Origin of the sequence: Enterococcus sp. DIV1208 (assembly GCF_050530455.1) — a bacterium.
Lineage (GTDB): Bacteria > Bacillota > Bacilli > Lactobacillales > Enterococcaceae > Enterococcus_B > Enterococcus_B hirae.
On sequence record NZ_CP172887.1, the window covers coordinates 237,272 to 251,882 of the forward strand.

The 14,611-nt window shown below is 37.1% G+C and carries 14 protein-coding genes and 1 other annotated feature; of the genes, 7 read left to right on the plus strand and 7 right to left on the minus strand.

Features of this window, described 5'->3' with window-relative positions:
* Positions 1-151: 151 nt before the first annotated feature.
* Positions 152-1,330 (plus strand): hypothetical protein, encoded by a 1,179-nt coding sequence (locus IGK91_RS01155; RefSeq protein ID WP_128479179.1) that lies wholly within the window; start codon positions 152-154, stop codon positions 1,328-1,330.
* A 237-nt stretch (positions 1,331-1,567) separates the two neighbouring features.
* On the opposite strand, the gene fni is transcribed toward IGK91_RS01155, so the two are convergent.
* The 4 genes from fni to mvk are packed head-to-tail and all read right to left on the minus strand — an operon-like array spanning position 1,568 to position 5,626.
* Positions 1,568-2,614 carry a type 2 isopentenyl-diphosphate Delta-isomerase gene (gene fni, locus IGK91_RS01160; protein ID WP_034699329.1) on the minus strand — a complete coding sequence of 349 codons (1,047 nt, stop codon included), beginning with the start codon at positions 2,612-2,614 and terminating at the stop codon, positions 1,568-1,570.
* Positions 2,611-3,696, minus strand: coding sequence for a phosphomevalonate kinase (locus tag IGK91_RS01165; RefSeq protein WP_010720289.1), 1,086 nt, complete (start codon positions 3,694-3,696; stop codon positions 2,611-2,613). The genes fni and IGK91_RS01165 overlap by 4 nt, the downstream gene beginning before the upstream one ends.
* Before the next feature lie 12 nt (positions 3,697-3,708).
* Positions 3,709-4,686: a diphosphomevalonate decarboxylase gene (gene mvaD, locus IGK91_RS01170; RefSeq protein WP_181934163.1), complete on the minus strand. Its 978-nt coding sequence runs from the start codon at positions 4,684-4,686 to the stop codon at positions 3,709-3,711.
* Positions 4,679-5,626 carry a mevalonate kinase gene (gene mvk / locus IGK91_RS01175; RefSeq protein WP_010720287.1) on the minus strand — a complete coding sequence of 316 codons (948 nt, stop codon included), beginning with the start codon at positions 5,624-5,626 and terminating at the stop codon, positions 4,679-4,681. The genes mvaD and mvk overlap by 8 nt, the downstream gene beginning before the upstream one ends.
* Positions 5,627-5,940: 314 nt before the next feature.
* On the opposite strand from mvk, the gene IGK91_RS01180 reads away from it, so the two are divergent.
* The 6 genes from IGK91_RS01180 to IGK91_RS01205 all read left to right on the plus strand — a co-directional run bounded on the left by IGK91_RS01180 (position 5,941) and on the right by IGK91_RS01205 (position 12,753).
* Positions 5,941-6,600 (plus strand): deoxynucleoside kinase, encoded by a 660-nt coding sequence (locus tag IGK91_RS01180; protein ID WP_025480454.1) that lies wholly within the window; start codon positions 5,941-5,943, stop codon positions 6,598-6,600.
* A 224-nt stretch (positions 6,601-6,824) separates the two neighbouring features.
* Positions 6,825-7,730 carry a magnesium transporter CorA family protein gene (locus IGK91_RS01185; RefSeq protein WP_010736889.1) on the plus strand — a complete coding sequence of 302 codons (906 nt, stop codon included), beginning with the start codon at positions 6,825-6,827 and terminating at the stop codon, positions 7,728-7,730.
* A 183-nt stretch (positions 7,731-7,913) separates the two neighbouring features.
* Positions 7,914-8,039, plus strand: a sequence feature (ribosomal protein L20 leader region).
* Between the two features lie 43 nt (positions 8,040-8,082).
* Positions 8,083-8,607 (plus strand): translation initiation factor IF-3, encoded by a 525-nt coding sequence (infC, locus tag IGK91_RS01190; RefSeq protein WP_010720284.1) that lies wholly within the window; start codon positions 8,083-8,085, stop codon positions 8,605-8,607.
* A gap of 71 nt (positions 8,608-8,678) precedes the next feature.
* Complete coding sequence (rpmI, locus tag IGK91_RS01195; RefSeq protein WP_002289309.1) at positions 8,679-8,879, plus strand: 50S ribosomal protein L35; 201 nt, start codon at positions 8,679-8,681, stop codon at positions 8,877-8,879.
* 54 nt (positions 8,880-8,933) lie between these two features.
* Entirely contained in the window at positions 8,934-9,299 is a 366-nt protein-coding gene (gene rplT / locus IGK91_RS01200) for a 50S ribosomal protein L20 (RefSeq protein ID WP_081123167.1), read from the plus strand.
* Positions 9,300-10,932: 1,633 nt separating this feature from the next.
* Positions 10,933-12,753: a DUF3329 domain-containing protein gene (locus IGK91_RS01205; protein WP_010736904.1), complete on the plus strand. Its 1,821-nt coding sequence runs from the start codon at positions 10,933-10,935 to the stop codon at positions 12,751-12,753.
* Positions 12,754-12,885: 132 nt separating this feature from the next.
* On the opposite strand, the gene IGK91_RS01210 is transcribed toward IGK91_RS01205, so the two are convergent.
* The 3 genes from IGK91_RS01210 to IGK91_RS01220 form a co-directional block, all read right to left on the minus strand.
* Positions 12,886-13,053: a hypothetical protein gene (locus tag IGK91_RS01210; protein ID WP_010720280.1), complete on the minus strand. Its 168-nt coding sequence runs from the start codon at positions 13,051-13,053 to the stop codon at positions 12,886-12,888.
* 132 nt (positions 13,054-13,185) lie between these two features.
* On the minus strand, positions 13,186-13,617 hold the full coding sequence (locus IGK91_RS01215; RefSeq protein ID WP_014834326.1) for an acyl-CoA thioesterase: 432 nt from the start codon (positions 13,615-13,617) through the stop codon (positions 13,186-13,188).
* A gap of 2 nt (positions 13,618-13,619) precedes the next feature.
* On the minus strand, positions 13,620-14,468 hold the full coding sequence (locus tag IGK91_RS01220) for an NAD(P)H-hydrate dehydratase (protein ID WP_010736906.1): 849 nt from the start codon (positions 14,466-14,468) through the stop codon (positions 13,620-13,622).
* Positions 14,469-14,611 lie beyond the last annotated feature (143 nt).

A 14,611-nucleotide genomic window follows, 5' to 3' on the forward strand; every position in this document is an offset into this window, starting at 1 on the left:
AGAAGAACAATCTCGTTAGAACTAGCGTAGGAATTTCTTTTGTTAGAAAAAAACGATTAATTCGCTTTTTTAGAAAAAGTAGTTTTATCAAGACTAGTAAACCGTGTTACTTTAGATAAGTAAAAATGAAAAAAGAAAGGAAGTTGTTAGGATGACAAAACCAGTATTTGAGAAAACAAAAAATCAAGAAAATATGGGAAAAGAACAATTGATGTCAACCGTTGATTCATTAGAAGTCAAATTGCGGGAAAACTTAGAACCACTTGAAAACTTACACAAATACACTGAGCTATACATAGAGTTGAAACATGAACTAAAGAGAGAAATTGAAGAACGGGCTAAGAAAAGAGAGGATTGGTATAAGAAAAAGCATACTCAAATAAAAAAAAAGGAAGACTGTGAGCAGGAACTTCAAAACGCAGTGAAAGCAAAAAAAAATGCATTATATAAAAGCACCAAGCAAGTACATGGTGAAACGATCAAGAGCAAAAAAAACGAGCTTAACAAAATAGCAAAAGAAATCAAAAATTGCAAGTCTGAGATAAAAAAACTGACGAAGGAAATGCAGTATTTAACTGGTAGGAGAGGTGAAAAATGGATCGATCATTCTTTATTAAAGTACGTGGTGAACACTAAAGTTGTCGCAGATGAAAAAAATACACCGGGGGATGACAAACTAAAAGAGGAAGCAGCAACAAAAAATAATATAGTAACAGAAGAGGAAGCAGCAACAAAAAATAATATAGTAACAGAAGAGGAAGCAGCAACCGAAAAAAATATAGCAGCAAAAGAAAAAGTAACAACAAAAGAACTAAAACTGGTTACTAAAGAATTGACTGAAAAACAACGAAAGCAACAATTAAAAAATAATCTCCACAATCTTAAGGAGCTAGATCAAACGTTAAAAAAATTAGGGAATGTAAAGAATTCTTGTTTTAATCAAAATAAAATAGACTATTACGTCATAATACGTTTATATCTTAAAAGATCTATGCAGCTAGAAAAAATTATACGATTCAGGATTAACCCTGGCGGAAAAACGCTCAATCTATTTAGTGGTGGTAAAGTGGATAAAAAACGAAAAAAAATAGAACGAGATCTTCAGATGAGTTGGAGAGATATTTATAGTTATCTACTAACCAATCCAGATAACTTTAAGCGTGAAACAGCAGTTCAGGAAAAACAGCAGGGGAAAAAACAATTGACTGATCTAATAAGCAAAGAACTAGGGAAAGTATGTGAAACGAGTAGTCCTGAGATAGGGAAGGGGAAGGGGATGGGTATAATAAAACCTAGCGCTCCGCCAATGATGCCAGGAATGGAATTATAGCCGTTTGTCAAAGATACATAGGTTTTATTTTTGTTTATCAGATGAAAAAGAATTGGTATCCTATTATTTATCGCATGAAAACTTGAACAAAAGTATGAAGTGATTGGTGAAGGATAAAATAGAGTCAACGCCATAAGAAAATCTCATTCTAAGAAAACTTTGTATTTTTGTAGACAAAAAAGGTCGTCATTCATCTTTTCGATGATTGGACAACCTTTTTGAGTTGAATCGATTTGTTTATTTCTTTCGTGTGCCATATTTGGTCAGAGGGATTCCTCGGGCTTCGCACCAATCTTTAGTAGTTCCAGATAAGATCAAGGGTTGGTGATGAAGTTCTTGGATAGTTTTAGCTCCTACCATGGTCAATAGCCGTTGAAGTTCTGCTTGCCATTGTTGGACTAGTTGGATCGTTTCTGCCACGCCGTGTGTCATGAGATGCGTTAAGATCGTTCCAGAAACGCCTACTGCATTGGCACCAAGACAAAGTGCTTTGAAGAGGTCGAAGGCATTGCGAATACCACCAGAAGCAAGAATCTCTACTTGATGTTGGGCTTCGTTTGCCTCTAGCAGAGAAGTAACCGTTGATTGTCCCCAATCGACTAAATAATCTAACTCTCTTTTTTTTCGACGAGCATTTTCGATTTGAGTGAAGCTGGTTCCGCTTCGGCCACTGATATCGATTGTCTGAACTCCCAACTCGGCTAGTTCATCAATCGTTTCTCTGGTCATACCAAAACCGACTTCTTTCACGATCAAAGGAACCGAAATGCCTTCGCTGATTTCTTTGATCAATTCTTTCCAATTGGAAAAATCACGATCCCCTTCAGGCATCACCAATTCTTGTGGTGCATTGAGATGGAGTTGTAAAGCATCGGCTTGAAATAGTTCAATCGCCTCTTTTGCTCGTGCTAAAGAGGTGCCGGCTCCTACGTTGGCAAGGATCTTTCCTTCTGGATAAACGTCACGCATGATCGTGTAAGAATCGCTTAAAGCAGGATCTTTTAAAGCTGCACTGACTGAACCCGTGGCAATCATTAAATTTGTTTCTTTTGCGATCATCGCTAAATCATGGTTGATTTTTTTAGTTTTTTCACTTCCACCAGTCATAGCATTGATATATAAAGGATAGTCTAAAGTTAAGCCAGCAACAGTCGTATGTAGATCAATCTCTGACATGGAAACTTCAGGTAAGGGGTTATGAACGATTCGAACCGTATCAAATTCATTTTTTTGTTTACTATGAAAAGCTTTAGCTAATGAGACATGTTCATCTTTTCGATTCATCCTTTTTCCTTTCGTTGGTTACTATAGACGTGTAATGGCAAGGGTGTAATTTCTGCTAATTCCCAAGCGCTCATCAAAGGCAAGATACCGGATTTTTGATCCACGATTACGATACCACAATCGCCACCACCTGCTCCAGATGATTTTGCTGCTCCCTCGTATTCTTCTGCTAAGCTACATAATTTATTTAAAGCAGGCGTTTCGATCAATACGCCCGTAATTGAAGATAGCTCATGGAGTAGTTGTCGGTTTTTTCTAATCATAGCTTGGATCAAATCAATGTTATTTTCTTTGAATCCTTTAATCATTTCATGAACGCATAAGGTACTATCTTGTAAAAATTTTTGATAGGCTACCATTTTTTCCTTACGTGAGCGATGGACTTGATCGACTAAATCAGAAGTTGATGCAGGACTGCCAGTCCAACCAATCAGTAAACGCAGATCTTTCGGTGTCGGAAGAGACTCAATGGATAAACCAGGCCAATCCATTTCGATGAGTTCAACGATTGTATGTTGTTTTTCTTGTTCTTGGAGCCACTGGTGATCAAAGGTTGAAAAAGCAATCCAACCACCATAACAACTAGCTGCAATATCTCCACAAGAGCCATTATCTTGAACCGTTAAATTTGCTAGTGCAGCAATTTTGAAAATTTCAATCTGTGTAAGATTTAACGCATAAAACATATTCAATGCCTTGACTGTTGCGACAGTTACGGCGCCACTTGAGCCTAGACCGTATTTGCGTCCGTTAGAACTATCCAATTCACTTGTCACTTTTAGGTCATAAAAAGAAAGTAAAATATTTTTTTCTCGTGCGTATTTTTCAGTCAAACGAATGGCAGCAAGGATATAATGAAATGGATTTTCACGAATATCCAAGACAAGTTCACCATCACGCCGAGTCCAACGAATCGGCATGCCACTATATTGCTCAGATTGGATGCTGCCGACTTTTCGTGCGGTTTCAACGGTTACAGTAACAAACTGATCAATGGCTACGATGATAGCCGGATGTCCGGTTTCAACAACTGCGTATTCTCCAGCAATATAAAGTTTTCCTGGTGCAGATACTTCAATCATAAAAATCTCCCTTTATTCAATAATCGTCATTCCTGGACCTGCAAAAGCCGAAATGACTTGTTGGCTACTAAATAAGTCACTAAATGTTGTTTTGACCTTATCTAGATGGTCTTTTTGAACTAGCACTTTCACATTTGGGCCAGCATCCATAGTAAAGTAACAAGGAATCCCCTGATTTCTTAAATCCCGTACCGCTTGCATGGCTTTTAAACTATCAGGAGACCAGTAGGTAAATGGCGGACGAGCAGCTAATGTCGTTCCGTGCATTTTTAACCCATTTTGTTCCATAGTTTCACCTAGAAGTTGAAAGTTCTTAGTTTTGATTGCTTGTTTTAGTTGATAAAGATCGGCTTCGACAGAATCTAACCATCCTTGATAAAAACTTGAAGTTTCAACCGTTCGGCGCATACCATCACGACTTGAGACATCCTTTTTTTGTTCATTCAACAATAGAAAGACCATCGCTAAGTGATCTTCAAAACCGTCTGAGGAAATTGGATGAGCATACGAACTTTGATCATCGTGTCCTTTTTCCCATTCAACAAATCCACCAAAAATACTCCGACAAGCGGAACCTGATCCTCTACGAGCCAGTCTTGATAAAGCTTGGTCATCTAACCCTAATTTCAATGCCTCGTTGCATGCTCCGGCTAAAGCCGCTAAGCCGCTGGCAGAAGAAGCTAAACCCGCAGCAGTCGGAACGAAATTCTGGCTGATCACTTTTGCTTTTTTCGTGGTACCCGCTTTTTCTCTCACAATATCCAAAAAAGTACTGATTTTTTTGGTTGCTTTTTCATCTTGCAATTGATTATCTAAATAAAATTGGTCTTCCGTGTAAGCTTCTGAAAAGCTGACTTCAGTTTCCGTATAAAATGCATCTAATGTGAGTGATAAGCTGTTATTCATCGGGATAATTAACGATTCATTTTTTTTACCCCAGTACTTGATAAGGGCGATATTCGTATATGCTCGTGCTTTGCCTTTAAACATAGGTATGTACTCCTAATCCTTGAATCCAAGTTGCAGCTGCTCCCGCTTGTAAGAGGGCTTCGCTGATTTCTTGGGCTTTTGTTTTTGTTTGAGCTAGCGCAATCATGCAGCCACCTCGACCACCACCAGTTAGTTTTGCTCCCAAAGCGCCTGAATCTCTAGCGGTTTCGATCAATACATCAAGAAAATCGTTGCTGATCGTTAAATTTTTTAAAATTAGTTGGGCTTCATTCATCGCTTGGGCTAAATGCTCGGGGTTATTTTTAACAATGGCTTTTTTGGCTTGCCTTGTTAAGTATCCTAGTTGTTGGATTTTTTGTCCAACTTTCTGCTGATCTTTTTCAAATAAATGAGCAACGTCTTTGACCACTGCTCGCGTCTGACCTTTGATTCCGGTATCAGCGACAATCAAAAAAGCGTCGATATTTAAAGAGAAATAATCAAACGGGTGTCCTTTCACAAAGTAGATTGGTTCTAAACTGCTTGTTGCCGCAGCATCGATACCACTAGGATTACCATGGGCAATTTTTTCTGAAATTTGGACATTTGTCAAGAGCTGTTCGCGAGAAAGTGGTTGTTCGAGATAATCGTAAAAGGCACGAGTAACTGCCGTAGCTACTGCAGCGCTTGAGCCCATTCCACGTTCGGCAGGGATAGTGCTGTGAATAGTTAACTCTAATGATTGCTCAATTTGCAGTTCCTTTTTTAAGTTGAATACTAACTGCTTGATGTTTTTTAACGAATGTGGGGCATCACGCAGTATTCCTGTATAGTAGGAAGAAACAAGCTGATCTCCTGACGAAGTGATGTGTTCATTCAAGGAAGCAACTACTTTTGCTGCCTGAAAAGGAAAAGCGATTGCCGGTTCGCCGTAGACAACTGCATGTTCGCCCATCAGAATAATTTTACCATTTGATTCCCCTTGGCCATAATTTGCCATAATCTAACTCCTTCTTTTATTCCCATAACTTTTTTGAGCAAAAAATAAAGCGCTTTGGATCCTTTGCGCTAACGAACAGATTGTATAACATAGAAGTTCAAAAAACAATTCATCTTTATTTTACTAAAACCTTCCCAGAAGTAAAATAAAGAATACGTTTTCTGTTGAAAAACCTCTTTTTTCTTAAGATTTTATTGAATTTTATGAATGGAAATATCCTGTTATTCCTAATTGACACCACCAGATATTGGGGGTATATTTAAAAAGAATTGGAAAAAGACACAACATTTAGTGATAAAGTGAGTTGGAGGTTAATGAGTGTGATTGTTTTAGCAGGTACCATTGGCGCTGGAAAATCAAGTTTAACAGAAATGATGGCTGAACACTTTGGAAGTCGAGCTTTTTATGAGTCAATCGAGGATAATGAGGTATTGCCTTTATTTTATGCCAATCCTGAGCAGTATGCGTTTTTGTTACAAATCTATTTTTTGAATAAACGTTTTGAAAGTATCAAGCAGGCAATGAAAGAAGACAACAATGTTTTAGATCGTTCGATCTATGAAGATTCTTTGCTTTTTCATTTGAATGCTGATTTGGGTCGGGCAACTGAAACAGAAGTTCGAGTATATGACGAGCTATTAGCAAATATGATGGAAGAGTTGCCGTATGCCGCACATAAAAAACATCCGGATTTATTGGTTCATATTCGTGTTTCATTTGATACGATGCTTGAACGGATCGAAAAAAGAGGACGATCATATGAACAACTTTCCTTCGATCCAAGCTTATATGATTATTACAAAGAATTGAATCGTCGCTATGATCAATGGTATGACGAGTACAATGAAAGTCCCAAAATCCAAATTGATGGCGATCGATTCAATTTTGTGGAAGATCCCCAAGCAAAAGTAGAAGTGCTGAACATGATTGAAGAAAAGTTGGCAGAAATTCGTCAAGAAGTCTTTGTTTCTTGAGTCCAATAAAAAATGATAGTATAAAGAAGACAGGATCTAACTTCGATAGCTAAGCCGAAGAAATTGAAAATAGGAGAGCTATTTTCGCTTTTCATCGGCTTATTTATTTTTAAGAGCGAGACAGCGGTCGGAAGGGCTAATGATTTGTAAATTCGCCAAGAATACTTAGAAGAATCGTCGTGAGATACCTAATGAATCTATCAGCACAGGAAGAAGGGGACGGTATGAGAGAAAAACATTTTTTTAATTTTGATCAAAATTTTTGGCTGAATGTGCCTAGAGATGATGTAATGGGAATCAAAAATCTTAAGGAAGAGTATGGCATTAGTGATGAGATGCTTACCTATTCTTTAGACAAAAATGAACGTGCTCGTGTGGAATATGATACTCTTGATGATATTTTACTTTTAGTCACCAATGTTCCTCATCAACAAAAAATCGAAAACCACTATGAAACAAGTCCAGTAGCATTTATTCTAAAAGAAAATGGTCTATTTACATTTACGACTCAAAATACAGAATATGTGATTCGCCTGATTCGTTCAATCTTAGATCGAGATTCCGAGATAAATGTATATAGTTTACTTTTTCGTACGCTCTTTCTGATTTCAGATTCCTTCTTCCCGTTGATTGAAGAAGTGAATAGTGAACGACAACGCTTAAACCAAAAGTTGCGAGAAAAAACTACGAACCGCAATTTACTAGCTTTATCTGACCTCGAAGTTGGTTTAGTTTATCTAGTGACTGGTACAAAACAAAATGTCGTGTTATTAGAACAAATCAAAGCATTAGCGATTTATCGAAAGCTCACTGAAAAAGAGAAGGAACAATTGGATGATGCATTGATCGAAGCAAAGCAGGCAGTGGAAATGACCAATTTGGCCTCCCAGATCCTTGATCAACTTTCGGGAACGTATAATAATTTGTTGAACAACAACTTAAATGACACAATGAAATTTTTGACAGTCTGGTCGTTGATTCTGACTGTTCCTACCATTGTGACAGGCTTTTTCGGTATGAATCTACAATTGCCTTTTACACATTCTGTCTTTGGTTGGGGGATCGCCTTATTCATCAGTCTGATATTGTCAGTTTGGATGCTGATCGCATTGTGGCGTAGGATTCGGTAGTTTCAAGGAAGACGGTCACCAAAAAAGTTGAGTGTCTGATGAAGGGTGTGTTTCGATAGCTAAAAGTTTTTTATTTGGACAAGTATATAACTAAAGTAATTAACTGATTAGGGAATGTTTCGAGAGTCTCTAGTGAAAAAGATTGACAAAAAAATATAGATTTGCTATACTGTTGAAGTTGAGAAATAAAAGCAGAAGCACCCGCTTCTCGCCTTAGTTGATTCAGTCACTGGGCTAGATAGTTTTCATCTATTGAATTAGGTGAAGTACGTGCGGGTTCTGGAAGAGAACTCGTTTTTTTATTGCCGAATATTCGGTACGCTTTTCTTTCTCTCATAATATTTGGAGGTGAATGACCATAGCAAAGGATATGATGGTTAACGACGGCATTCGTGCACGTGAGTTACGATTGATCGGTTCAGATGGTGAGCAATTAGGAGTTAAGACAAAAGCAGAAGCATTGAAAATTGCAGAACAAGCAAATTTAGATCTTGTGTTAGTTGCCCCAAGTGCGAAGCCACCAGTTGCGCGAATCATGGACTACGGAAAATACCGTTTCGAGCAACAAAAGAAAGACCGCGAGGCGCGTAAAAAACAAAAAGTGATCAATGTTAAAGAAGTTCGTTTAAGTCCAACAATTGACGTGAATGACTTCAATACAAAACTTCGTAATGCACGTAAGTTCTTAGAGAAGGGCGATAAAGTGAAAGCTTCTATCCGCTTCAAAGGCCGTGCCATTACCCACAAAGAAATTGGTCAAAAAGTCTTGGATCGCTTAGCTGAAGAAACTGCTGATATTGCGACAGTTGAGCAAAAAGCGAAAATGGACGGACGCAGCATGTTCTTGACGCTGGCACCGAAAAACGACAGTAAGTAATTTGAATGACTCACTGACTGTTGGACAGTCGATAGTCGGATAACGAAAGATTTTGAGGAGGAAATATAGTCATGCCAAAACAAAAAACACACCGCGGATCAGCAAAACGTTTCAAACGTACTGGTAAAGGCGGATTAAAACGTTTCCGCGCGTTTACAAGTCACCGTTTCCACGGTAAAACTAAAAAACAACGCCGTCAATTGCGTAAAGCAAGCATGGTTTCTAGTGGCGACTTCAAACGTATTCGCCAACAACTAGCAAAAATGAAATAAAAAAAACAAAAAGATCGAAATTTGAAGATTTATTTTTATTAGGAGGAATTAAACATGGCACGTGTTAAAGGTGGAACAGTCACTCGTAAACGTCGTAAAAGAATGCTAAAATTAGCAAAAGGTTACTACGGTTCAAAACACACTTTATTTAAAACAGCAAAAGAACAAGTAATGAATTCATACAACTACGCATATCGCGATCGTCGTCAAAAGAAACGCGACTTCCGTAAATTGTGGATTGCTCGTATCAACGCAGCAGCACGTATGAATGGCTTGAGCTACTCAAAATTGATGCACGGTTTGAAATTAGCTGAAATCGACATCAACCGTAAAATGTTAGCCGACTTAGCTGTCCACGATGCAGCAGCATTTACTGCATTAGCTGACCAAAGTCGCCAAGCCCTAGAAAACAACAAATAAAGGGGTATTCAATACCCATAAACCCACTCTAACTAGTGGGTTTTTTTGTTATTTAAAATTTAATCTAAACTCATAAACTCCATTAGCTTATCAGCGGTTTGATCACTGTACTTATCATTTAAATGCGTGTATCCATTTAGTGTAGTTTTCACATTAGAATGAAATATTCCTGTACTTTTTTTAGATTTCTTTCTGATAACTAAAGTAGGCTTACATACGTATGCCTAAAACTATGAATAGTAATAAATGTTAGGTCTTTACTAGTCTTCTTTTTATACTCGGTTCTAATTTTCTTACTAGTTATAGGACTAGTGCCTACATAGTAATCAAACATGTAATTGATTGTGTTATCTGCTTTTTGTATTGTTTAATTTATATCATAAAAGATCTCCTTTTTATGGCATAGGATAAAGAGTTCTGACTAAACCGTAGATTGATAATTTATTCACATTTAAGTATAGAAATAAATGCGCTTTTATGATGGATTTTATAGAAACCTTTGTTTGTTTTATTCTTTCTAAAGAGATAGTTAATATGGGGAAAATTATTAATTAATAGAAGAAGTCAAGGTTTATAAGTGGCTTGACAAAAAAGAATTTAGAAAATACAATTAATTTGTAAATAAGAATTAACCGTATACAAATAATACTATTTTTCGGTGCATCAATTTAATTTTGATGGGACCCTTACACGAATGAAGTGTAAAAGATTTTTTATCCCTTGTGCTCTTAGCATAAGGGATTTATTTATGTTCTAAAAATTTGTGCGCTATGAAAAATGATGTTGGTGAAGAGAAATCTTAGAATAATTTGAACAGAAAGAAGAAAAGCTTCTTTCACGATTTCTTGCCCTAGAAGGTGTTTAAACATAGGCTAATTGAAATAAACCTTAATGTTTCAAAACATGAGAAAGTGTTTCGAAAAGTATTTTCTTATTTTCCTCGGAGTCCAAAACTCCCCTCAGTCTCTTCGGGTGTCTCTAAAAGTGAATAAACGGCGTTTAAAAAGCAACTCCTCAACAATAATCGATGGTTTTCTAAAATATGAGGAGCTATTTAAAAAATCCTCTCTTATTTGCTCGGAGTTAGTCGTTTCTTTCACAGCCTTTTGCTAAACGGTGTTCAAACATCAGCTCCTTGAAATAAGCCTGAATTTTTCAAAACATGAGAAGCTGTTTCAAAAAATTCTTTCTTATTGTCATCAGAGCTACCCGATGTTTTCACGACCTCTGATTCACGGCGTTCAAGAAACAACTCCTCAACAATAATCGATGATTTTCTAAAATATGAGGAGCTATTTTAAAAAATCCTCTCTTATTCGCTCGGAGCTGAACGCTTCTTTCACAGCCTCTTGCTATTACGATAATCTTGCTTATGCTGTCTTATTTCGAATAACGAACAGGTCAGGTGCTTTGTCTTTATCTCCCTTTTTCAGGGTCGGAGAATAGGGTTAGTCCTTTGATTATTCGTACATAACACGCATTCATGATTACTGATGGTTTTTTCCTTATTTGATCTATGTGGCAGTCGAATACAAAAGTAAGAATGTAAGTTGAATCAAAAAATGCTATAATTTTCTTTGTGAATCACAGGAACCCTTTTTATAGCAAAATTTAAGAAGAAAGTAGGAGCGAAGTGAAACAAATAAAAGAGACTATCCGCAATAATAAAAAAATTTTAGTTCTTATTTCTGCCTATGTTATCATGGTTGTTTTAAATTTTTTGACACCGTTAATTGCGGATGATATTGAGTATATGTATAAAACAAGTAGTTTTTCGTCTATTTTACATGATGAATACACACAATATATGACTTGGACGGGAAGATCTGTTGTCCATATCATTGCACGTTTATTTTTGTTGATGCCTAAAACAGTATTTAATTTGGTCAATCCACTGATCTATGTTTTACTGACATTATTGATTTATAAAATGACCACAAAAGATAATACTACGTTTTATTCCTTCAAATATTTTTTAATTAATGTATTTTTATGGTTATTTGTCCCAGCTTTCGGTCAAACGATTTTGTGGGAAACTGGTGCTGCTAATTATTTATGGGGAGGCATCATCGTTGTCAGTTTCCTCTTTCTTTACCATCGCTATTATGAGAAAGAGCAGGAATTATCATTCAATCCTATAGTAAATAGTATATTGCTACTCATTTTAGGAATCCTAGCTGGTTGGTGTAATGAAAACACTTCTGGTGGGATGATCTTGATCGTTCTTGGCTACCTCTATTTTTATTATCAAAAGAAAAAGCCTTTACGACCATGGATGTTCACAGGATTGTTAGGAGCAATTTTTGGTTTATTCATGATGGTAACAGCCCCTGGAAATGCTGTTCGAGCTACTTATTTTGCTCGTAGCCAGTGGTCTTTACCTCGGAAATTGTATTCAGGTGTTTTTTCAATCACAAAAACGCTATATGAAAATAGTTTAGCTCTTTTTGTGTTGATGGCGGTTCTGATCGTGTTGGGAATTTTCTTTAGTAAACACAAAGAATGGTTGAGACTATCCTATATCTATCTCTTTGCAGGGATAGCCACGATCTATGTATTATCTCTTTCACCAGCTGGACTTGATTGGGGAAGATCATTTTTTGGTGGTGTTTTATTTATCATTATGGCGATGGCGTTTGAATGGCCAGATAAAGTGTTGAAATCTACCCAGGGAGCGTTTTATGGGGTGATTAGTGGCGTATTGATTACCCAATTTCTATTTACTTTTGCTTTAGGAGTCAATGACATAGCACTTTCTTATAGAGAGATCAATCAACAATACCATTACGTCAGAGAGCAAAAAAAACAAGGGAATTTGAATCCGGTGATTGCCAACTTTACGATTTATAATCAAACTGGTCATACTGCTTACTCGGGAGGACTATCCCACGTAAAAACGGATATAACGAAACAAGTCAATCGAGCGAATGCAAAATATTTTGGTTTAGAGTCCATTCATTCAGTACCAAAAGAGGCTTGGGAAACAATCTATCAACAGGGAGATCCAAAATGGATGAGTATTTGGAATGCTAACGCCTATTTTGAAGCATTAAGTCAAACTGATCATTTGATTGTGATGGCAGGTGCAGGAGACAAGACACAAATGAACCAACAGTTAGCTGAAGAGATCCGTAAGCTGTTCCCTGAGTTTAAAAATGGGGATTCAGAAAGTTCTTGGAATTTTTCGGGTATCCGTCTGTTAGGAAAAAATCCTGAATTTTCACAGACAAAGAACTATAATTCTGTTAGCCAAGAAATCAATGGGAAAGAGATCTCAGTTTCTTCAAGTTTTACACCGTATGCTGACCAACAGTTTGCTGCGATAAAAGTGGGCGATATAAATGTTGCAAGAAATAAAACGGGCATAAATATTGCTGTTTTGTCAAAAGAAGGAAAAATAGTAGATGCTGTTAATATTCAATTAACTGGTGACAAACTAACCCTCTCAAGATAGAAGAGAGAAAATAGTAAGAAAAACGAGCCTACCAAAAGGATCACTCTTTTTGGTAAGCTCGTTTTTTAAAGAAATTTTTTGGACAAGCAAAAACCTCAATCATGTTGACTAACTAATGATTGAGGTTTTATTTCAATCAGGGCGTACTTCGTGCAGTTGTTTGACACGCCCTCCGATCGATTTAGCAAAAGCTTCTGATGCTTTTTTTTCTTTGAAAATCAATAAGTTATCTGGATTTTTTTCTCTAGTGCGGCAGCCTGTTTTATCAATGTAACCGTGCAATACTTTCACAACATACATGATGATCACCTGCTTTTTATTTTATTATACGGATGAATCAAGCCAACACAAGAAAAAAGGCAGCTTTTTTGATTTTTTTTAAGAAAATCCGTAATGGAAATCCTAAAAAATACAAGAGTTAAATACTATTCTTTAGCTATCCAACTGTGCATACTCGTGGAATAAGCGATCTAATGCAGGATTTACCCGTTCAAGTTTGGTTAACTTCTGATTGTCAGCGAGTAAAAAACAATGTTTGCTAGAGCCAGTTGTTCGTAATTTTCCGTCATCTAAACCGTAGATTTCATAACTAAAATTTAATCTTGTACCACTATATTGTTCGATTTTAGGCAAAATACGAACAGTTTCACCATAACGAATCATTTCTTTGTACTGGCAAGTGACTTCTAAAACAGGGATGATCACTCCTAGTTTTTCAATTTTTGTATAGCTGAAACCTAAATGATCCAATAAAGCAACACGAGATTCTTCCATCCAACGGATATAGTTGCTGTGGTGGATGATCCCCATTTGATCGGTTTCATAGTAAAACGGCTCACGCATGTATCCAGTAAATTTTTCCATCATTAGAACTCCTTGTTTCCATCTTTTTTCTGACTAAAATAGTGCATCCATTGAGGGATTGCTTGACTGATTTGTGTCGGTAAAACAACATATTGTTTTTTTGCCAGTTGATCCCCAATAAAACTATGCAGGTAGACAGCTGCTGCGATTGTTTCATCGTTTTTAGGAAATTGTGCCAAGAATCCAGTGATCATACCAGCTAATGTATCACCAGTACCTCCAGTGGCCATTGCGGCAGAGCCAGTAGTATTTTGATAACATTCTTGTTGCCCGTAGATCGTGGTTCGATGACTTTTTAAAACAATCGTTGCGCCTAATTTGGCTTGCTGCTTGCGGTTGTTCTCAGGTGTTTGTTCCTCGATCTTAAGTGAGCTTACTCTTTGCCATTCCATTTGATGAGGAGTCATGACGGTTTGCTCGGGAAAATGGAGGGTTAGATTTTCTTTAGCGAATAATGTTAATGCTGAACCGTCCATCACTAACCACTGATGGCTTTTTTGATGTGCTAAAGTGAATGCTAATAATTCTAAACTCAATGAGGAGTCCCCTAATCCTGGACCAATCAATAGAACGTCTGCCGTGTCCATCACTGCTAACAGTTGTTCTTTTTCTTGCCAGTCGATGCACATGGCTTCAGGTAAATGCGTGTGAAGTGGTGCTTGATTCCACTGGTCCGTAGCAACAGTCGTTAATCCTGCGCCACTGTGTACAGCCGCTAGTGCACTCATGATGATCGCACCACCAAATTGATGGTTACCGCCAATCAAGACAGTACGACCGAAAGTTCCTTTATGTGACTTTTCTGGGCGTGGTTGAATTACTTTTTGTAATAAATCGCTATCTATTAACAATTTTTCCGCCTCCTTTCTTGTATTATAACTGAGTATTTTTAAATAAAATACCGTTTGGCTAAGGAACCACAAATTTTTTTGCACGTTTTTTTGGCAGGATTTATGGTATGATGGACAGGTAGACTTAATGAGTGGAGGATTGA